Origin of the sequence: Streptomyces sp. NPDC029041, from assembly GCF_040637515.1 — a bacterium.
In the GTDB taxonomy this organism is placed as follows: domain Bacteria; phylum Actinomycetota; class Actinomycetes; order Streptomycetales; family Streptomycetaceae; genus Streptomyces.
Genome location: NZ_JBEZWO010000001.1, coordinates 412,390 through 432,719, shown reverse-complemented (window position 1 = coordinate 432,719; position 20,330 = coordinate 412,390). Strand labels below are relative to the sequence as shown.

Below are 20,330 nucleotides of genomic sequence, written 5' to 3'. Positions count from 1 at the left end.
CGGGAGATGTGACGGCGATGGCTACGGAAACTCCCCAGCTCCACGCAGCACGTGCCGTCCCCGCGCCGGGCAGCCGGCGGTGACGGGAACCGGCACGGCGCGCTCCCTCGATCCGGAGCGCGGCACGCTCGACAAGGCCGCCGGCGAGAACTTCCCGGTGGCCCCCTTCTTCCTGCCCCGGGCCTGGCGCACCGACCTCATGGCCGTTTACGGCTTCGCCCGCCTGGTCGACGACATCGGCGACGGCGATCTGGCCCCCGGCGGCGCCGACGCCCGGCTGCTCGGTGTCCGCCCGCAGGAGGCCGAGGACCGGTTGGTGCTGCTCGACGCCTTCGAGGCGGACCTGCGCAGGGTCTTCGACTCGACGCCGCGCCACCCCCTGCTGCGCCGCCTCCAGCCGACGGTGCGCCGCTGCTCCCTGACGCCCGGCCCGTTCCTCGGCCTGATCGCCGCCAACCGCCAGGACCAGCTGGTCAGCCGCTACGAGACCTATGACGACCTGCTCGCCTACTGCGAGCTGTCGGCCAACCCCGTCGGGCGTCTCGTCCTCGCCGTCACCGGCACCTCGACGCCCGAGCGGATCCGCCGTTCCGACATGATCTGCACGGCCCTCCAGATCGTCGAGCACCTCCAGGACGTCTCCGAGGACCTCGCCCGCGACCGGGTCTACCTGCCGGCGGCCGACATGAAACGCTTCCACGTCCAGGAAGCGGATCTCGCCACGACATCCGCCGGAGCGTCGGTCCGTGCATTGATTGCGTACGAAGCGCAAAGGGCCCGGGATCTTTTGAATGAAGGCGCCCCCCTGGTGGGTAGCGTCCACGGCAGGCTGAAGCTGCTGCTCGCAGGGTTCGTGGCAGGGGGGAGGGCGGCCGTCCGCGCGATCGCCGCCGCCGGATACGACGTACTTCCCGGCCCGCCCAAGCCCGGCAAGGTCCGGCTGCTGCGTGAGGTCGGCGTGACTCTGCGAGGAGAGGGGTGATCCGGACCGTGGAGCCGGAACCGCACACGTCCCCGCCGGTACTCGCCGCCTACAGCTACTGCGAGGCCGTCACCGGACGGCAGGCCCGCAACTTCGCCTACGGCATCCGGCTGCTGCCGACGCCTCAGCGCCGGGCGATGTCGGCGCTGTACGCGTTCTCGCGGCGGGTCGACGACATCGGTGACGGCGCGCTCGCCGACGACGTCAAGGTGGCCAGGCTGGAGGAGACCCGGGCGCTGCTCACCCGGATCCGCGAGGACCGCGTCGACGAGGACGACACCGATCCGGTCGCGGTCGCCCTCGCGCACGCCGCCGGGGCCTTCCCGATCCCGCTCGGCGGCCTGGACGAGCTCATCGACGGCGTCCTGATGGACGTCCGCGGCGAGACGTACGAGACCTGGGACGACCTGAAGGTCTACTGCCGCTGCGTCGCGGGCGCGATCGGGCGTCTCTCGCTCGGCGTGTTCGGGACGGAACCCGGGGCGCGCGGAGTCGACCGCGCGCCGGAGTACGCCGACACGCTCGGGCTCGCGCTGCAGCTCACCAACATCCTCAGAGACGTCCGTGAGGACGCCGTGGGCGGGCGGACGTACCTGCCCGCCGACGATCTCGCCAAGTTCGGCTGTTCGGCCGGCTTCAGCGGACCGCGGCCACCGGAGGGCTCCGACTTCGCGGGCCTCGTGCACTTCGAAGTGCGACGGGCCCGCGCCCTGTTCGCCGAGGGCTACCGGCTGCTCCCCATGCTCGACCGGCGCAGCGGCGCCTGCGTCGCCGCCATGGCCGGCATCTACCGCCGCCTTCTCGACCGCATCGAGCGCGACCCGCAGGCCGTGCTGCGCGGCCGGGTCTCCCTGCCCGGCCGGGAGAAGGCGTACGTCGCCGTGCGCGGCCTGTCCGGTCTCGACGCCCGGCACGTGACCCGGCGGACCGTCAGGAGGCGTGCGTGAGGGACAAGAGCGCCGTCGTCGGCGAGAAGCGCCGGGCAACCCTCCGGCCCGGGGACGCGTCCCTGACGGAGAGGTCCGGTCGTGCACCGTCCGAGCAGCCGGCCCGGGCCGCGGGGGAGGGTGCGCGATGACCCATGACACACAGTCCGCAGCGGTCGCACCACGGCGGCACGCCGTCGTGGTCGGCGGCGGGCTCGCCGGTGTCACCTCGGCGCTCGCGCTCGCCGACGCCGGGGTGCGGGTCACGCTGCTGGAGGGCAGGCCGCGGCTCGGCGGGCTCGCCTTCTCCTTCCGGCGCGGCGACCTCACCGTCGACAACGGCCAGCACGTCTACTTGCGTTGCTGCACCGCCTACCGCTGGTTCCTCGACCGCATCGGGGGCGCGGCGCTGGCCCCGCTGCAGGACCGGCTCGACGTTCCCGTCCTGGACCTCGCCCGCCCCGAGGGGCGGCGGCTCGGACGGCTCCGGCGGGACGCCCTGCCCGTGCCGCTGCACCTGGGCCGCAGTCTCGCCGCCTATCCGCATCTGTCGCTCGCCGACCGCGCCAGGGTCGGCCGGGCCGCGCTCGCGCTCAAGGGACTCGACCTGACCGACCCGGCGCTGGACACGCAGGACTTCGGCACGTGGCTCGCGGCGCACGGCCAGTCGGCGCGCGCCGTGGAGGCCCTGTGGGACCTGGTCGGGGTGGCCACCCTCAACGCGGTCGCCTCCGACGCCTCGCTGGCGCTGGCCGCGATGGTGTTCAAGACCGGTCTGCTGTCCGACCCGGGCGCGGCCGACATCGGCTGGGCGCGGGTCCCGCTGGGCGACCTGCACGACCGGCTGGCCCGCAAGGCGCTCGACTCGGCGGGCGTGCGCACCGAAATCCGTACCCGCGTCACCTCCGTCTCCTCCCACGACACCGGGCAGTGGAGCGTCGAGGTCCCCGGCGAGACGCTTCAGGCCGACGCCGTCGTCCTCGCCGTACCGCAGCGCGAGGCGCACGACCTGCTGCCCGCGGGCGCCCTGGACGCACCCCAGCGGCTCCTGGAGATCGGCACCGCGCCCATCCTCAACGTCCATGTGGTCTACGACCGCAAGGTCCTCGGTCGGCCCTTCTTCACCGCCCTCGGCAGCCCCGTGCAGTGGGTCTTCGACCGGACCGAGTCGTCCGGGCTGCGCGAGGGGCAGTACCTCGCCGTGTCCCAGTCGGCCGCCCAGGACGAGATCGACGCGCCCGTGGCCGTGCTGCGCGAGCGGTACCTGCCCGAGCTGGAGCGGCTGCTGCCGCCGGCCCGTGGCGCCGAAGTGAAGGACTTCTTCGTCACCCGGGAGCGCACCGCGACGTTCGCTCCCACTCCCGGCGTCGGCCGCCTCAGGCCCGGCGCCCGCACCAAGGCATCCGGCCTCTACCTGGCCGGAGCGTGGACCGCCACCGGGTGGCCCGCGACCATGGAGAGTGCGGTCCGCAGTGGTGTGAGCGCGGCGGACGCCGTGCTGGGCGCCCTGGGCCGGCCCCGCCCCCGCCACCTCTTCGACTTCGAGGAGGCGGCGTGATGCCGGCCCAGGCCGGCGCGGCGGGCGTCCCCCGCACCCCCGGTACCGCAACAAGAGGAGAGACTGTGCCCACTGTGCCCCCGGCCTCGAAGACTGCCGAGGCGGTGGACGTGACCGCGCTGCTGGAGCGCGGCCGGACCCTGGCCACTCCGGTACTGCGGGCGGCCGTCGACCGCCTGGCACCTCCCATGGACACTGTTGCCGCCTACCACTTCGGCTGGATCGACGCCCAGGGCAGGCCCGCGGAGGGGGACGGCGGCAAGGCCGTGCGCCCGGCCCTCGCGGTGCTGTCCGCCGAGGTCATGTCGGCCGCCCCCGAGACGGGTGTCCCCGGCGCAGTCGCCGTGGAACTCGTCCACAACTTCTCCCTCCTCCACGACGACCTCATGGACGGCGACGAGCAGCGCCGTCACCGCGACACCGTGTGGAAGGTGCACGGGCCCGCCCAGGCCATCCTGGTCGGCGACGCCCTGTTCGCCCTGGCCAACGAGGTGCTCCTGGAACTCGGCACCGTCGAGGCCGGCCGCGCTACCCGCCGCCTGACCACCGCCAGCCGCGCCCTGATCGACGGCCAGGCCCAGGACATCTCCTACGAGCACCGCGACCGCGTCAGCGTCGAGGAGTGCCTGGAGATGGAGGGCAACAAGACCGGCGCCCTGCTCGCCTGCGCCAGCTCCATCGGCGCGGTCCTCGGCGGTGCCGACGACCACACCGCCGACACCCTCGAGAAGTACGGCTACCACCTGGGCCTCGCCTTCCAGGCTGTCGACGACCTGCTCGGCATCTGGGGCGACCCGGTCTCCACCGGCAAGCAGACCTGGAGCGACCTGCGCCAGCGCAAGAAGTCCCTGCCGGTCGTGGCCGCCCTCGCGGCGGGCGGCCCGGCCTCGGAGCGGCTCGGAGAGATCCTCGCCGCCGACGCCAAGGCCCACGACTTCGAGAACTTCTCCGAGGAGGAGTTCGCGGCCCGGGCCGCCCTCATCGAGGAGGCCGGCGGCCGCGAGTGGACCGCCGACGAGGCACGCCGTCAGCACACCATCGCCATCGAAGCGCTCGACGCCGTCGAGATGCCCGACCGGGTGCGGGACCAGTTCACGGCCCTCGCGGACTTCGTCGTCGTACGAAAGAGATGATCACTATCGGCCGAATAGCCCTCGCGTAGTCGCCGGCCGGTGCCGTGAGTCATCACGGAGCACCGGCCGACGGCGGACCCACAGCAGATGCACGCCATGCAGGACTGCACGAAGGGGAAGCCATGACAGCGACGACCGACGGAAGCACGGGGGCCCTGCCACCCCGAGCCGCCGCGGCCAGCGACACCGACACGCACACCCCCGGGGCGGCCGGGGTACCGGAAGCCGCCGCACGCGCCACCCGGCGCGCCACCGACTTCCTGCTCTCCCTCCAGGACGCCGAGGGCTGGTGGAAGGGCGACCTCGAGACCAACGTCACGATGGACGCCGAGGACCTGCTGCTCCGTCAGTTCCTCGGTATCCGCGACGAGAAGACCACGCGGGCCGCCGCCCTCTTCATCCGCGGCGAGCAGGGCGAGGACGGCACCTGGGCCACCTTCTACGGCGGACCGGGCGAACTGTCCGCCACCATCGAGGCGTACGTCGCCCTCCGGCTGGCCGGTGACGCGCCCGACGCCCCGCACATGGCGAAGGCGTCCGCCTGGATCCGCGCGCAGGGCGGCATCGCCGCCGCCCGGGTCTTCACCCGGATCTGGCTGGCCCTGTTCGGCTGGTGGAAGTGGGAGGACCTGCCCGAACTCCCGCCGGAGCTCGTCTTCTTCCCGCCGTGGGTGCCGCTCAACATCTACGACTTCGGCTGCTGGGCGCGGCAGACCATCGTCCCGCTGACGATCGTCTCCGCGAAGCGGCCGGTACGCCCCGCACCTTTCCCGCTCGACGAGCTGCACACCGACCCGGCGCGGCCCAACCCGCCGAAGCCCCCTGCATCGCCGTTCAGTTGGGACGGCGCGTTCCAGCGGATGGACAAGGCCCTGCACGCCCTGCGGAAGGTCGCCCCGCGCAGACTGCGCAGAGCCGCGATGAACAGCGCCGCCCGCTGGATCATCGAGCGGCAGGAGAACGACGGCTGCTGGGGCGGCATCCAGCCCCCGGCCGTGTACTCGATCATCGCCCTGCACCTGCTCGGCTACGACCTCGAACACCCCGTGATGCGCGAGGGGCTGGCGTCCCTGGACCGATTCGCCGTGTGGCGCGAGGACGGGGCCCGGATGATCGAGGCCTGCCAGTCACCCGTGTGGGACACCTGCCTGGCCGCCATCGCCCTCGCCGACGCCGGACTGCCCGGCGACCACCCGCAGTTGGTGAAGGCGGCCGACTGGATGCTGGGGGAGGAGATCGTCCGGCCCGGCGACTGGTCCGTGAAGCGGCCCCGACTGCGGCCCGGAGGCTGGGCGTTCGAGTTCCACAACGACAACTACCCCGACATCGACGACACCGCCGAGGTGATCCTCGCGCTGCGCCGGGTCACCCACCACGACCCCGAGCGGCTGGACCGGGCCGTCGTGCGCGGCCTGCGCTGGACGCTCGGCATGCAGTCGAAGAACGGGGCCTGGGCCGCCTTCGACGTCGACAACACCAGCCCCTTCCCGAACCGGCTGCCGTTCTGCGACTTCGGCGAGGTCATCGACCCGCCCTCCGCCGACGTCACCGCGCACGTCGTGGAGATGCTCGCGGTGGAAGGCCTCGCCCACGACCCGCGCACCCGGCGCGGCATCGAGTGGCTGCTCGCCGAGCAGGAACCGGACGGCTCGTGGTTCGGGCGCTGGGGCGTCAACTACGTCTACGGCACCGGGTCCGTCGTGCCCGCGCTGACCGCCGCCGGTATCCCCGCCGCACACCCGGCGATCCGGCGGGCCGTGGCCTGGCTGGAGTCCGTCCAGAACGACGACGGCGGCTGGGGCGAGGACCTGCGCTCCTACAAGTACTCCAGGGAGTGGAGCGGCAAGGGCGCCTCGACCGCCTCGCAGACGGCGTGGGCGCTGATGGCCCTGCTCGCGGCGGGGGAGCGCGAGTCCAAGGCCGTCGAACGCGGCGTCGAGTGGCTCTGCGCCACACAGCGCAAGGACGGCTCCTGGGACGAGCCGTACTTCACGGGGACGGGCTTCCCGTGGGACTTCTCGATCAACTACCACCTCTACCGGCAGGTGTTCCCGCTCACCGCGCTCGGCCGCTATCTGCGCGGTGAGCCCTTCACCGGGAAACTCCGGGGGAGCGGTCAGGCCGGGGAGCACGGCGGGAGCGGGGGCGGCACGGCGCTCACCGAGGCCGGACGGCGCAGCGAGAGCGCGACCGGCAAGCCGCTCGCAGAAGCCGGACGCCGCGAGAGCGCGACCGGCAAGCCGTTCACCGAGGCCGAGGGGAGCTGATGAGCGCACAGCCCGCCCCGGTCCCGCTGCTGATCGCCTGTGCGCTCGGCATCGAGCAGTTCGCCCTGCGCGCGGGCGGCCGGGGCGGGGCCGGCGGGCCGGTCACGGTGCTGCGGACGGGCATGGGGCCGGCGGCCGCCGAGCGGGCCGTCACCCGTGTGCTGGCCGATCCGGCCCTGCGCGACGCCGCCGTGCTCGCCACCGGCTTCTGTGCGGGCCTCGCGCCGGGGATGCATCCCGGTGATCTGGTCGTCGCCGAGGAGACCCGCGACGCGCGCGGCACGACACCCTGCGTCGGGACCGAGCTGCTGGTCAAGGAGCTGGCCCGCGCGCTGCCCGGCCGGGCCGTGCACACCGGGCCGCTGACCGGCTCCGACCACGTCGTACGCGGCCCCGAACGGTCCGCTCTGCGCGCCACCGGCGCCATCGCGGTCGACATGGAGTCCGCCGTCACGCTCCTGAGCGCCGTGCGCGCGGGCGAGCGCCCGGTTGCGGCCGTCCGGGTGGTCGTGGACGCTCCTGAACATGAACTCGTCCGGATCGGCACGGTGCGCGGTGGAATATCAGCTTTCCGTGTCCTGCGCTCCGTTCTTCCCGCATTCTTCGAATGGCACCGTTCCTTGCTGCTCCCCAGGAGGTGAGCCAGATGGCCATGCCGCTCCGACAGTCCATCAAGGTCGCTACATACTTGGCTGAACAGAAGATCCGCCGCCGGGACAAGTTTCCGCTGATCGTCGAGCTGGAGCCGCTGTTCGCCTGCAATCTCAAATGCGAGGGATGCGGCAAGATCCAGCATCCGGCCGGGGTGCTCAAGCAGCGGATGCCCGTCGCCCAGGCCGTGGGGGCGGTCGTGGAGTCCGGCGCCCCGATGGTGTCCATCGCCGGCGGCGAACCGCTGATGCACCCGCAGATCGACGAGATCGTGCGTCAGCTGGTGGCCAAGCGGAAGTATGTCTTCCTCTGCACCAACGCGATGCTGCTGCGCAAGAAGATGGACCAGTTCACGCCGTCGCCCTACTTCGCCTTCGCGGTGCACGTCGACGGACTGCGGGAGCGGCACGACGAGTCGGTCGCCAAGGAGGGCGTCTTCGACGAGGCGGTGGAGGCGATCAAGGAGGCCAAACGGCGTGGCTTCCGGGTCACCACCAACTCGACCTTCTTCAACACGGACACCCCGCAGACCATCATCGAGGTGCTGAACTTCCTCAACGACGACCTCAAGGTCGACGAGATGATGATCTCGCCCGCCTACGCCTACGAGAAGGCCCCCGACCAAGAGCACTTCCTCGGCGTGGAGCAGACCCGCGAACTCTTCAAGAAGGCCTTCTCGGGCGGCAACCGGCGGCGCTGGCGGCTCAACCACTCCCCGCTCTTCCTGGACTTCCTGGAGGGCAAGGTCGATTTCCCGTGCACCGCGTGGGCGATCCCGAACTACTCGCTCTTCGGCTGGCAGCGCCCCTGCTACCTGATGAGCGACGGGTACGTGCCGACGTACCGGGAGCTCGTCGAGGACACCGACTGGGACAAGTACGGCCGGGGCAAGGACCCGCGCTGCGCCAACTGCATGGCGCACTGCGGCTACGAACCCACCGCCGTGCTCGCCACCATGGGATCGCTGAAGGAGTCCCTGCGCGCCCTGCGCGAGACGGTCTCCGGGAACCGGGAGTGACGTCATGACCGCTGTCCAGTTGGGCGTCCCCGAGGTGCCGGCCCGGCCGGTCGCCGAGCGGCGCGTCTCGCGCCGGATCCAGGTCGGGCCTGTCGCGGTCGGGGGCGGGGCCCCGGTGTCGGTGCAGTCGATGACGACGACCCGTACGTCGGACGTCGGCGCCACGTTGCAGCAGATCGCGGAGCTGACCGCGTCCGGCTGCCAGATCGTCCGGGTCGCCTGCCCCACGCAGGACGACGCGGACGCGCTGGCGGCCATCGCGCGCAAGTCGCAGATCCCGGTGATCGCGGACATCCACTTCCAGCCGAAGTACGTCTTCGCGGCCATCGAGGCGGGCTGCGCGGCCGTCCGGGTCAACCCCGGCAACATCAAGCAGTTCGACGACCGGGTCAAGGAGATCGCCCAGGCGGCGCAGGACCACAGCACCCCGATCCGGATCGGCGTCAACGCCGGGTCGCTGGACCGGCGCCTGCTCCAGAAGTACGGCAGGGCCACCCCGGAGGCGCTCGTGGAGAGCGCGCTGTGGGAGGCGTCCCTGTTCGAGGAGCACGGCTTCCGGGACATCAAGATCTCCGTCAAGCACAACGACCCGGTCGTGATGATCGAGGCGTACCGCCAGCTGGCCGAACAGTGCGACTACCCGCTGCACCTCGGCGTCACGGAGGCGGGCCCGGCCTTCCAGGGCACGATCAAGTCGGCGGTGGCGTTCGGGGCGCTGCTGTCCCGGGGCATCGGCGACACGATCCGGGTGTCGCTGTCCGCGCCCCCGGCCGAGGAGGTCAAGGTCGGGATCCAGATCCTGCAGTCCCTCGGGCTCAAGGAGCGGCGGCTGGAGATCGTGTCGTGCCCGTCCTGCGGGCGCGCCCAGGTCGACGTCTACAAGCTCGCCGAGGAGGTCACGGCCGGGCTCGACGGCATGGAGGTGCCGCTGCGCGTCGCCGTCATGGGGTGTGTGGTCAACGGCCCCGGCGAGGCGCGGGAGGCCGACCTCGGTGTCGCCTCCGGCAACGGCAAGGGGCAGATCTTCGTCAAGGGCGAGGTCATCAAGACCGTCCCCGAGTCGAAGATCGTCGAGACGCTGATCGAAGAGGCGATGAAGATCGCCGAGCAGATGGAGCAGGACGGCGCGGGGCCGGGGGAGCCGGCCGTCACCGTGAGCTGAGCGGCACGGAATCCGAAGGGGGCCCGAGCGTGACGATTCTGGAGAACATCCGGGGACCACACGACCTGAAGGCGCTGACCGGGGCGGAACTGGGGGAACTGGCCGAAGAAATCCGGGAGTTCCTGGTGCACGCGGTCGCCAGGACCGGCGGCCATCTGGGACCCAACCTGGGCGTGGTGGAACTGACCATCGCCCTGCACCGGGTCTTCGAATCACCGGCCGACCGCATCCTGTGGGACACCGGCCACCAGTCCTACGTCCACAAGCTGCTGACCGGACGTCAGGACTTCTCCAAACTGCGCGGCAAGGGCGGCCTGTCCGGCTACCCCTCGCGCGAGGAGTCAGAGCACGACGTCATCGAGAACAGCCACGCCTCCACCGCGCTCGGCTGGGCCGACGGGCTCGCCAAGGCCCGCCAGGTGCAGGGCGGGAAGGGCCATGTCGTCGCGGTCATCGGCGACGGCGCCCTCACCGGAGGCATGGCCTGGGAGGCGCTGAACAACATCGCCGCCGCCAAGGACCGCCCGCTGATCATCGTCGTCAACGACAACGAACGCTCCTACGCCCCCACCATCGGCGGCCTCGCCAACCACCTCGCCACACTGCGCACGACCGACGGCTACGAGCGGGTCCTGGCCTGGGGCAAGGACCTGCTCCAGGGCACCCCCCTGGTCGGCAACACCCTCTACGAAGCCCTGCACGGCGCGAAGAAGGGCTTCAAGGACGCGTTCGCACCGCAAGGCCTCTTCGAGGACCTGGGCCTGAAGTACCTGGGGCCGATCGACGGGCACGACACCGGGGCGGTGGAGTCCGCACTGCGGCGCGCGAAGCGCTTCCACGGCCCGGTGCTCGTCCACTGCCTGACGGAGAAGGGCCGCGGCTACGAACCCGCCCTCGCCCACGAGGAGGACCACTTCCACACCGTCGGGGTGATGGATCCACTGACCTGCGCACCGCTGACCCCCTCGGGCGGCCCCTCCTGGACCTCCGTGTTCGGAGAGGAGATCGTCCGGATCGGAGAGGAGCGCCAGGACGTGGTGGCGATCACCGCCGCCATGCTGCACCCGGTCGGTCTCGGTGCCTTCGCCGAACGGTTCCCGGACCGGGTGTGGGACGTCGGCATCGCCGAGCAGCACGCGGCCGTGTCCGCGGCGGGCCTGGCGACGGGCGGTCTGCATCCCGTCGTCGCCGTCTACGCCACCTTCCTCAACCGCGCCTTCGACCAGCTCCTGATGGACGTGGCCCTGCACCGCTGCGGGGTGACCTTCGTCCTCGACCGGGCCGGGGTCACCGGCGTCGACGGGGCTTCCCACAACGGCATGTGGGACATGTCCGTCCTCCAGGTCGTGCCCGGACTGCGCATCGCCGCGCCGCGCGACGCCGACCAGCTGCGCGCCCAGCTGCGCGAAGCCGTCGCCGTGGACGACGCGCCGACCCTCGTGCGCTTCCCGAAGGAGTCCGTCGGCCCGTCTCTCCCGGCGGTCGACCGGGTGGGCGGACTGGACGTGCTGCACCGATCCTCCGAGCCGCGGGTCCTCCTGGTGGCCGTCGGCGTCATGGCGCCGGTCTGCCTCCAGGCCGCCGAGCTGCTCGAAGCACGCGGCATCGGCTGCACCGTCGTCGACCCCCGCTGGGTCAAGCCCGTCGACCCGGCACTCCCGGGCCTGGCCGCCGAGCACCGTCTGGTCGCCGTCGTCGAGGACAACAGCCGCGCCGCCGGGGTGGGCTCGGCCGTCGCGCTCGCCCTGGGCGACGCCGAAGTCGACGTACCGGTACGGCGGTTCGGCATCCCCGAGCAGTTCCTCGCGCACGCCAAGCGCGGCGAGGTGCTCGCCGACATCGGCCTGACCCCTGTCGAGGTCGCCGGACGGATCGGCGCGAGCCTGGCCGTCAAGGAAGAGCTGTCCAAGGAGCCACAGGAATGACCACCGCCGAATCCGCGTCGGAGTCGTCGCAGGCCGGGGAGTTCGACCTCGGCAAGCTGCTGGCCGAACGCGGAGCCGAGCGCTACGAGCTGCACACCCGGTACCTCAACCACCAGCTCCCGCGCATGCTGCACACCATCGGCTTCGACAAGGTCTACGAGCGCGCCGAGGGCGCCTACTTCTACGACGCGGACGGCAACGACTACCTGGACATGCTCGCCGGGTTCGGGGTGATGGGCCTCGGCCGCCACCACCCGGTCGTACGCAAGGCGCTGCACGACGTCCTGGACGCGCAGCTCGCCGATCTCACCCGGTTCGACTGCCAGCCGCTGCCGGGCCTGCTCGCCGAGAAGCTGCTCGCGCACAGCCCGCACCTGGACCGGGTGTTCTTCGGCAACAGCGGCACCGAGGCCGTCGAGGGCGCGCTGAAGTTCGCCCGGTTCGCCACCGGCAGGCCGAGGGTCCTGTACTGCGCGCACGCCTTCCACGGGCTGACCACCGGCTCGCTGTCCGTCAACGGCGAATCCGGTTTCCGCGACGGTTTCGCCCCGTTGCTGCCCGACACGGCCGTTCCGCTCGGCGACCTCGACGCACTGGAGAGGGAGCTGAGGAAGGGCGACGTCGCCGCGCTGATCGTCGAGCCGATCCAGGGCAAGGGCGTGCTCACGGGCCCGCCCGGCTGGCTGCGGGCCGCGCAGGAACTGCTGCACCGGCACAAGGCGCTGCTCATCGCCGACGAGGTCCAGACGGGCCTCGGCCGGACCGGCGACTTCTACGCCTACCAGCACGAGGACGGCGTGGAGCCCGACCTGGTGTGCGTGGCCAAGGCACTCTCCGGCGGCTATGTGCCGGTCGGCGCCACGATCGGCAAGGACTGGATCTTCAAGAAGGTCTACTCGTCGATGGACCGGGTGCTGGTCCACTCGGCGAGCTTCGGGTCCAACGCCCAGGCCATGGCGGCGGGGCTCGCGGTGCTGTCGGTGATGGAGAACGAGCAGATCGTCGCCGGCGTCCGGGCCACCGGAGAGCGGCTGCGGGCCCGGCTGGCCGCGCTCACGGACAGCTACGAGATGCTCGCCGAGGTCCGCGGCCGGGGCCTGATGATCGGCATCGAGTTCGGCCGGCCGCAGTCGCTGAAACTGCGCAGCCGCTGGACCATGCTCCAGGCCGCCCGCAAGGGACTGTTCGCGCAGATGGTCGTCGTGCCGCTGCTGCAGAAGCACCGGATCCTCACGCAGGTCTCCGGCGACCACATGGAGGTGATCAAGCTGATCCCGCCGCTGATCATCGGCGAGCGCGAGGTGGACCGGTTCGTCGACGCCTTCACGGCCGTGATGGACGACGCGCACAACGGCGGGCTGGTGTGGGACTTCGGCAAGACGCTCGTCAAACAGGCCGTGGCCAACCGCTGAGTCTTTTGCCTGAGAGGCAAGAAACTTGCCGCTGAGGCAACGCTCCGGCTGAATGGAGGCATGAGCTCCTCCGAGACCGAGCGGCCCCCAGGGGCCGACTCGCCGGCCGGCCAGGCCACCGGCGCGCTGCCCGCTGTGGTGGCGCCGCAACTGCGGGCCTTGCGGCGCCAGGCCTCCCTGACGCTGGAGGCCGCGGCCCGCGCCGCCGGGCTGTCGCCCGCCCACCTCTCCCGGCTGGAGACCGGGCAGCGTCAGCCGTCGCTGCCGATGCTGCTCGCACTCGCCCGCGTCTACGGTACGACCGTCTCCGAGCTCCTCGGTGAGACGGTCGCCGACCGGGACGCCGTCATCCGCGCGGCCGACATGGAACCCACCGCCGCGGGCGGCTGGACCTACTGGCAGGCCGGCGCCCCCGGCCGCGGGATGCAGGCCCTGCGCGTCCACGTCCCCCACGGCTCCCAGGGCGACATCGTGCGCGTCCACCCCGGCGAGGAATGGCTCCACGTGCTGCGCGGCCGGCTCCGGCTGCGCCTCGGGGACACCACGCACCGGCTGGCGGCCGGCGACAGCGCCCACTTCGACTCGCTCACCCCGCACCGGATCGCCGCCGAGGACCACGACGGCGTCGACCTGCTCTTCGTCCACACCCTGCTGCAGAGCCCCACGGCCGCCCTGTGCCTGGGCCCCACCCCCGGAGACATGTCATGAGCGACATGGAGGAGAAGTTCCCCCGCGCCCTGTGGGTGAGGCTGTTCGTCTACCTCATCGCCGGCCATGTCTTCGCCGCCTTCGTGTACCTGCTGTTCCAGGTCGGGGCGAAGTAGCCCCACCCGCGAAGCTCAGTCGAGGAGCCGCTCGCGCAGCCGCTCCCGGGTCGGAGCGGACAGCCCCAGCCCCTTCTCCAGGTAGGTGTCGACGCCGCCCCACGTCTCCTCGATCGTGTCGAAGGCCGCCGTCAGGTACTCGGCGCGCGCGTCGAAGAGGGGGCTGAGCAGCTCCATGACCTCGGGGGAGTAGGCCGAGGCGGCGGAGCTGGAGCGGTGCACCTTGTAGCGGCGGTGCTTGGCGTTCGACTTCAGGTAGTCCTCGACGATCGCCTCGCGCTCGACGCCCACGGCGAGCAGCGTCACCGCGACGGACAGCCCCGCGCGGTCCTTGCCCGCCGCGCAGTGCATCAGCGCGGGGACACTGTCCTCGGCGAGCGCGTGCAGCACCCGGGAGTGCTCGTCGGTGCGGTGCTTGATGATCGTGCGGTACGAGGCGATCATGCGGCCCGCGCCCTTGCCGTCCGAGAGGATCTCGCGCAGCTGTTCGAGTTCGCCGTCGCGGACCATCTTCCAGAACTCGGCGCCGTCGGCGGGGTCGCTCAGCGGCAGGTTCACATTGCGCACGCCGGGGAGCTCGACGTCCGGCCCCTCGAGCTTCTGATCGGCCGCGTTGCGGAAGTCGAAGATCGTGTGCAGGCCCAGACCGGTCAGGAAGGCGGCGTCCTCCCCGGTCGCGTGGGCGAGGTGGCCACTGCGGAACAGCACGCCCTGGCGCACCCGCCGCCCGTCCACGGTCGGAAGCCCGCCCACGTCACGGAAGTTGCGCACTCCGGCCAGCTCGGGCTCGGTCGACGGGACCTGCTGTGTCACGAGGGCTCCTCCCCTTCGACGCCGCCGACGCGGCTCGTCGACGGGCGTCTCTCGACGATACGACATGCCTGCCTGGGGCAATGAGTTGTCCACAGGCGTTGCCCGGAAGCCCCACGGCCCCTGATGATGTTGCCGCCTGGTCGCACCTGGTCGGGCTTGTTCGAATATGTGAGGGCATGATGCTGGAGATCTCCGAAGACGGTCGTACATGGGTGCTCTCCGGGCCGGCCAGCAGCTATGCCGTCCATGTCACCGGCCGGGACGAACTGCTGCACCTGCACTGGGGCCCCCGGATCGGCCTGGCCGACGCCGAGGCCCTGGCCGTCCGGCCCCTGCCGGACTACTGGCCCTTCGAGTCCCCGCTCGACGGACGCGAGGAGTACCCGGTCGAGGGCGGCCCCCGCTTCGTGCGCCCCGCCCTGTCCGTACGGACGGCCGAGCGGCGCGGCACCGAGTGGACGTACGAGGGGCACGACACCGAGGACGGCGAGCTGCGGCTCCGGTTCCGCGACGGCGACCTGGCCGTCACCCTGCACTACCGGATGCGCCCCTCGGCGGATGTCGTCGAACGCCGGGTGACCCTGCACAACCACGGGCCGGCCGTCGAGCTGCTGCGCGCGGACTCCGCCACCTGGACCCTGCCCGACCGCGACAGCTGGCGCCTGTCCCAGCTGCACGGCCGCTGGGGCGCCGAGTCCCGGCTGACCCGCTCAGGCCTCACCCACGGTGAGAAGGTCATCGGCAGCCGCCGAGGCCACACCTCCCACCAGCACCTGCCGTGGGTCGCCCTCGACACCGACGCGACCGAGGAACACGGCGAGGTCTACAGCTGCGCGCTGGGCTGGTCCGGGTCCTGGCGCATCGCCGTGGCCCAGCTCCCGGACGCGCGCGTGCAGATCACCGGCGGCGCCGGCCACGACGACAGTGGCCTGCTGACGCTCGGCCCGGGGGAGTCGTACACGACCCCCGTCTTCGCCGGGCTCTTCAGTGACGGCGGCTTCGGCGGGGCGAGCCGTGCCTGGCACGCCTACCAGCGGGCGTACGTGATCCCGGACGCCGGCCGGGACCGGCCCGTGCTGTTCAACTCCTGGGAGGCCACCGAGTTCGACATCTCCGAGGAGCAGCAGCGGGAGCTCGCCGGGCGGGCCGCCGCCATGGGCGTCGAGCTGTTCGTGGTCGACGACGGCTGGTTCGGGGCACGCACCAGCGACCGCGCCGGGCTCGGCGACTGGACGCCCAACCCCGACCGCTTCCCGGGCGGCCTGAAGCCGCTCGCCGACCATGTGCACGGCCTCGGCATGCAGTTCGGGATCTGGGTCGAGCCCGAGATGGTCAACCCGGACAGCGACCTGTACCGCGCGCACCCCGACTGGGTGCAGTACCAACCGGGACGAAAGCGGACGGAGTTCCGCAATCAGCTGGTGCTCAACCTCGCCCGCGAGGACGTCCGGGAGTATCTGTGGGAGCAGCTCGACGGACTCCTCTCCGGTGCGCCGATCGACTACGTGAAGTGGGACTTCAACCGCTGCTTCACGGACGCCGGCTGGCCGGACGACGGCTACCCGCAGCGGCTCTGGGTCGACCACGTGCAGGGCCTGTACGCCCTGCTGGACCGCCTGAGGGCGGCTCACCCGGGGGTGGCCTTCGAGTCCTGCTCGGGCGGCGGCGGACGGATCGACCTCGGTGTGCTGAGCCGCACGGACCAGGTGTGGACCTCCGACAACACCGACCCCCTCGACCGGCTCGCCATCCAGCACGGCTTCAGCCAGATCCATCCGGCCCGGGTCATGGCCGCCTGGGTCACCGACAGTCCGAACGCCATGCTCAACCACCGGGCCAGCTCGCTGCGGTTCCGGTTCGTCAGCGCCATGGCCGGGGTGCTCGGGGTCGGGGGTGACCTCACGAAGTGGACGCCGGAGGAGCTCGCCGAGGCGGCGGAGTGGGTGAGGCTCTACAAGGAGATCCGGCCCGTGGTGCAGCGGGGCGACCAGTACCGGCTGCGGCCTCCGGAGGGCGGGCTGAGCGCCGTGCAGTACGTCCTCGGCGAGGAGGCCGTCGTCTTCGCCTGGCTCCAGGCGCAGCGCTACGGCGAGCCCGTTCCGGCGCTCCGGCTGCGCGGCTTGGACCCGACGGAATCGTATGAATGCCTCGAAACGGGCGAAGTTCACCAAGGGGCCGTGCTGCTTCATCACGGACTGCGGGTCGGTTTGCGCGGGGATCTGGACGCCGCGATCGTCCGCCTTAAGCGGAAGTAGTCATTGTGTCCGAATAGGGAATTTTAGCCGCTTAGGGATAACGTGCCCCGATCGTAAAGGAGATGAGGTCGGGGTGCGTGACCATCGTCATATTCGTGACGATGTGCTGTCGCCATGTTCACGTAATCCCCGCAATTTTCCAGGGCCATTGAGTGGAGCGGGGGATCGGCAATCCACGCTCGGTGACGGCACATGTGGCGACGCGTCAAGAAAAACACCGTCACGGGCAACCGCAAGCTTGTCCTATTGCGTCGTGGTCGCTTACGTTCCACACCAATCCGGACGGACGCCTAATCCTGCCGCCGCCCGGAGCCCGCACACACTGACCCGACGTACGGCAGGAGCGGGGGACCCACAGGTAAGACGCCTGTTCCGGTTCCCGGAACGGCTTGGGGTTAAGCCGCGCCACGGCGCGGCCGGGCATCTCCAGCCCGCACCCGACAGCTCACCTCGCAGGCGACGGAGAGGAATGCGCCATGCCCGCGAAGGGTAAGCACCGCCGCCCCAAGACCCAGCGTTTCACCCGCTCCATCGCCGTCGCCGGAACCGGCGGGGCCGCCCTCGCCCTGCCGCTCATGGGGGCCGCCGGCGCTCACGCCGCCACCCCGCAGTCGGCTCCGGAAAAGGCCGTCCAGTCCGCTCCGGCCGCCGGGGAAAAGGCCGCGGAAGAGGCCAACGGTTCCCGCACGTACACCGTGAAGGCCGGTGACTACCTCGCGAAGATCGCCGAGGATCAGCATGTCAGCGGTGGCTGGAAGAAGCTCTACGCGGACAACCGTGACGCCGTCGGCTCCGACCCGTCGCTGATCCACCCGGGCCTGAAGCTGTCGATCGGCAAGAAGGCGGCGAGCGCCCCGAAGGCCTCGGCCCCGAAGCCGTCAGCCGCCGATACGGCCCCGAAGGCGGAGGCGGAGACCGCCGCCAAGCCGGCGGCCGCCGAGAACAACTCCAGCGGCTTCACCCTCCCGGTGGCCGGCGCCACCGTCGGCACCCCGTACCACATGTCCGGCAGCATGTGGTCCAGCGGCTACCACACCGGCGTCGACTTCGTCGTCCCGACCGGCACCTCCCTCAAGGCCGTCGGCGCGGGCACGGTCGTGTCCGCCGGCTGGGGCGGCGCGTACGGCAACCAGGTCGTCATCAAGCTCGCCGACGGCTACTACGCCCAGTACGCCCACCTGTCCCAGCTCTCCGTCTCGGCCGGCCAGACCGTGACCGCCGGGCAGCAGGTCGGCCTGTCGGGCGCGACCGGCAACGTGACCGGACCGCACCTGCACTTCGAGATCCGCACCACGCCGGACTACGGCTCGGACGTGGACCCGGTCGCCTTCCTGCGCTCGCACGGCGTCTCCGTCGGCTGACCCACCGCAGACCACCTGCCTGGCACGCGACCAGACACGCGACCGAAGGCCGGACCCCGACCCCGGGTCCGGCCTTCGGCGTGTGGGCGTGACCTCGTTCGACCCCAAGAAATCGACGGGCGGCGGCAGTTGGGACCACCACGGGCCATTTCCGGATCAGTGCATTCCGGGTCTGGCGGCCCATTCGAAACATCCTTGACAAGCGGGGTGTTCCGAATTTGGCGAACACTTGAGGAGTGGCTTATCTCACCGCCCGTCAACCCTTTCCTACGGTCGCGTAGGTCACATTCGAAGGTGAATCATGGGCTGCTGTGGCAGACGATTCGAAGAGTGACAGCAAAGCAGTGATCGGGTCGTACGTGGCGGTGGGGGACAGCTTCACCGAGGGCGTCGGCGATCCCGGCCCCGACGGGGCGTTCGTCGGGTGGGCCGACCGGTTCGCCGTCCTGCTCGCCGACCGCAGGCCCGAGGGCGACTTCCGGTACACCAACCTCGCCGTACGCGGAAAGCTCCTCGACCAGATCGTGGCGGACCAGGTTCCGCGGGCCGTCGGCATGGCCCCGGACCTCGTCTCGTTCTGCGCCGGGGGCAACGACATCATCCGGCCCGGCACCGACCCGGACGAGGTGGCCGAGCGCTTCGAGCGGGCGCTGGCCCAACTCACCGCGGTGTCCGGCATCGTGATGGTGACGACCGGTTTCGACACCCGTGGCGTGCCCGTGCTCAGGCATCTGCGCGGGAAGATCGCCACGTACAACGGACACGTCCGGGCCATCGCCGACCGGTACGGCTGTCCGGTGCTCGACCTGTGGTCCCTGCGCAGTGTGCAGGACCGCCGGGCCTGGGACGCCGACCGGTTGCACCTGTCGCCCGAAGGGCACACACGCGTGGCGCTGCGCGCGGGCCAGGTGCTCGGCCTCGACGTGCCGGCCGACCCCGAGCAGGCGTGGCCTCCGCTGCCCCCGCGCGGCGCTCTCGACGTGCGGCGTGACAACGTCGCCTGGGCACGCGAGTTCCTCGTGCCGTGGATCGGGCGCCGGCTGCGCGGGGAGTCCTCGGGTGACCATGTGACGGCCAAGGGGGCGCTGTCGCCGGACGACATCAGGATGTGGATCACCTCGGTGGCGTGAGCGAGGCTCCTGCACGTGCGGCCCGCGCCGGTCGGGGACACCGACGCGGCCCGCACGCACGGGAGTCGTGGCTTCGAGGGCCGGTCCTCCTGCCCGGCCCGGCGCGCCTCGGGTGACCGTGCCGGACCGGGCCGGTGCGCCCCGTCGCCCCGGCGTGATCCGAAGGACACCGGCTAAGGCGCCAGCCGCTCTGCCGTCAGGTCGAGTTCGCGGGTCAAGGCCTCCTCGACCCACTCCTGGGCGCGCGCACGCGGCACCGCGCCGGCGTAGGACGTCAGCTGGACGGCGAGTCCGTCGAGGAGGGCGGTCAGACGCAGGGCCGTGCCGACCGGGTCGGGGCACCGGAACTCGCCCGCGGCCACGCCCTCCGCGATGACCGCGGCGAGGGCCGCCTTCCACTGCCGGTCGAGATCCTGGGCGACCTCCCGCAACGCCGGGTCGCGCAGCGCCGCCGCCCAGCCCTCGATCCACAGCCGCCAGCCCTTTGCCTGCCCGGTCGGGGCGTACCACCGTACGGCCGACCGCAGCCGGCGCAGCGCCGGTGAACGGCGGCCGAGCAGCTTGCGCAGATGCGCCAGGTCGCCCTCCGCCGCGTGCCGGAACGCGGCGGCGACCAGCTGCTCCTTCGAGGAGAAGTGGTAGAGGACCAGCGCGTTGCTCACGCCGAGCGCCGAGGCCACGTCGGCGATCCTGACCGCCGCCACACCCCTCGCCTCGATCTGCTCGATGGCGGCCCGCAACAGGTCCCCGCGCCGCTGAGCCACACTCAACCGGACTCTCGTCACACCGTCACCCTACCCACGGCCGGGCGGCCCCTCGACGGGGCGTTTCGGCCTGGCCGGCAGGGCTCGCGACGACGGCCGCCGGGGAGAGGGCTGGCGCCTCCCCGGAACCGGCCGGGTCGGGGAGACGG

Annotated in this window: 18 protein-coding genes and 1 riboswitch; of the genes, 16 read left to right on the top strand and 2 right to left on the bottom strand. The window is 71.6% G+C overall.

Annotation, left to right across the window (positions count from 1 at the left end):
* The first annotated feature begins 79 nt into the window (after positions 1-79).
* The 13 genes from hpnC to AB0F04_RS01780 all read left to right on the top strand — a co-directional run bounded on the left by hpnC (position 80) and on the right by AB0F04_RS01780 (position 13,858).
* Positions 80-982 carry a squalene synthase HpnC gene (gene hpnC / locus AB0F04_RS01840; protein WP_362036651.1) on the top strand — a complete coding sequence of 301 codons (903 nt, stop codon included), beginning with the start codon at positions 80-82 and terminating at the stop codon, positions 980-982.
* Complete coding sequence (gene hpnD / locus AB0F04_RS01835) at positions 979-1,929, top strand: presqualene diphosphate synthase HpnD (protein WP_362036649.1); 951 nt, start codon at positions 979-981, stop codon at positions 1,927-1,929. Before hpnC ends, hpnD begins: the two co-directional genes overlap by 4 nt.
* Positions 1,926-2,060, top strand: coding sequence for a DUF6380 family protein (locus AB0F04_RS01830; protein ID WP_362036646.1), 135 nt, complete (start codon positions 1,926-1,928; stop codon positions 2,058-2,060). The genes hpnD and AB0F04_RS01830 overlap by 4 nt, the downstream gene beginning before the upstream one ends.
* Complete coding sequence (gene hpnE / locus AB0F04_RS01825) at positions 2,057-3,466, top strand: hydroxysqualene dehydroxylase HpnE (RefSeq protein ID WP_362036644.1); 1,410 nt, start codon at positions 2,057-2,059, stop codon at positions 3,464-3,466. Before AB0F04_RS01830 ends, hpnE begins: the two co-directional genes overlap by 4 nt.
* Positions 3,466-4,599: a polyprenyl synthetase family protein gene (locus AB0F04_RS01820; protein WP_362036642.1), complete on the top strand. Its 1,134-nt coding sequence runs from the start codon at positions 3,466-3,468 to the stop codon at positions 4,597-4,599. Before hpnE ends, AB0F04_RS01820 begins: the two co-directional genes overlap by 1 nt.
* 122 nt (positions 4,600-4,721) lie before the next feature.
* Positions 4,722-6,866 (top strand): squalene--hopene cyclase, encoded by a 2,145-nt coding sequence (gene shc, locus AB0F04_RS01815; protein WP_362036640.1) that lies wholly within the window; start codon positions 4,722-4,724, stop codon positions 6,864-6,866.
* Entirely contained in the window at positions 6,866-7,507 is a 642-nt protein-coding gene (locus AB0F04_RS01810) for a 1-hydroxy-2-methyl-2-butenyl 4-diphosphate reductase (RefSeq protein ID WP_362036638.1), read from the top strand. Before shc ends, AB0F04_RS01810 begins: the two co-directional genes overlap by 1 nt.
* Before the next feature lie 5 nt (positions 7,508-7,512).
* Positions 7,513-8,535 (top strand): adenosyl-hopene transferase HpnH, encoded by a 1,023-nt coding sequence (gene hpnH, locus AB0F04_RS01805; protein WP_362036636.1) that lies wholly within the window; start codon positions 7,513-7,515, stop codon positions 8,533-8,535.
* 4 nt (positions 8,536-8,539) lie between these two features.
* Positions 8,540-9,697, top strand: coding sequence for a flavodoxin-dependent (E)-4-hydroxy-3-methylbut-2-enyl-diphosphate synthase (ispG, locus tag AB0F04_RS01800; RefSeq protein ID WP_362036634.1), 1,158 nt, complete (start codon positions 8,540-8,542; stop codon positions 9,695-9,697).
* Positions 9,698-9,726: 29 nt separating this feature from the next.
* Positions 9,727-11,622: a 1-deoxy-D-xylulose-5-phosphate synthase gene (gene dxs, locus AB0F04_RS01795; protein WP_362036632.1), complete on the top strand. Its 1,896-nt coding sequence runs from the start codon at positions 9,727-9,729 to the stop codon at positions 11,620-11,622.
* Positions 11,619-13,034, top strand: a complete 1,416-nt coding sequence (locus AB0F04_RS01790) for an aspartate aminotransferase family protein (RefSeq protein WP_362036630.1) — start codon at positions 11,619-11,621, stop codon at positions 13,032-13,034. The genes dxs and AB0F04_RS01790 overlap by 4 nt, the downstream gene beginning before the upstream one ends.
* Before the next feature lie 60 nt (positions 13,035-13,094).
* Positions 13,095-13,742, top strand: a complete 648-nt coding sequence (locus AB0F04_RS01785) for an XRE family transcriptional regulator (protein ID WP_362036628.1) — start codon at positions 13,095-13,097, stop codon at positions 13,740-13,742.
* Positions 13,739-13,858 (top strand): DUF6126 family protein, encoded by a 120-nt coding sequence (locus tag AB0F04_RS01780; protein WP_362036626.1) that lies wholly within the window; start codon positions 13,739-13,741, stop codon positions 13,856-13,858. The genes AB0F04_RS01785 and AB0F04_RS01780 overlap by 4 nt, the downstream gene beginning before the upstream one ends.
* Positions 13,859-13,873: 15 nt before the next feature.
* Here AB0F04_RS01780 and AB0F04_RS01775 read toward each other — a convergent pair whose 3' ends face one another.
* A complete protein-coding gene (locus tag AB0F04_RS01775; RefSeq protein WP_362036623.1) occupies positions 13,874-14,671 on the bottom strand; it encodes a tyrosine-protein phosphatase in 798 nt (265 codons plus the stop codon).
* A 179-nt stretch (positions 14,672-14,850) separates the two neighbouring features.
* On the opposite strand from AB0F04_RS01775, the gene AB0F04_RS01770 reads away from it, so the two are divergent.
* From AB0F04_RS01770 to AB0F04_RS01760, 3 genes are all read left to right on the top strand, one after another.
* Positions 14,851-16,926: an alpha-galactosidase gene (locus AB0F04_RS01770; protein ID WP_362037311.1), complete on the top strand. Its 2,076-nt coding sequence runs from the start codon at positions 14,851-14,853 to the stop codon at positions 16,924-16,926.
* Positions 16,927-17,236: 310 nt separating this feature from the next.
* Positions 17,237-17,398: riboswitch (cyclic di-AMP (ydaO/yuaA leader) on the top strand.
* A gap of 4 nt (positions 17,399-17,402) precedes the next feature.
* Positions 17,403-18,287 carry a LysM peptidoglycan-binding domain-containing M23 family metallopeptidase gene (locus tag AB0F04_RS01765; protein ID WP_362036620.1) on the top strand — a complete coding sequence of 295 codons (885 nt, stop codon included), beginning with the start codon at positions 17,403-17,405 and terminating at the stop codon, positions 18,285-18,287.
* Positions 18,288-18,631: 344 nt separating this feature from the next.
* Positions 18,632-19,417 carry an SGNH/GDSL hydrolase family protein gene (locus AB0F04_RS01760; protein WP_362037308.1) on the top strand — a complete coding sequence of 262 codons (786 nt, stop codon included), beginning with the start codon at positions 18,632-18,634 and terminating at the stop codon, positions 19,415-19,417.
* A 173-nt stretch (positions 19,418-19,590) separates the two neighbouring features.
* On the opposite strand, the gene AB0F04_RS01755 is transcribed toward AB0F04_RS01760, so the two are convergent.
* Positions 19,591-20,202 (bottom strand): TetR/AcrR family transcriptional regulator, encoded by a 612-nt coding sequence (locus AB0F04_RS01755; RefSeq protein ID WP_362036618.1) that lies wholly within the window; start codon positions 20,200-20,202, stop codon positions 19,591-19,593.
* Positions 20,203-20,330: the final 128 nt, after the last annotated feature.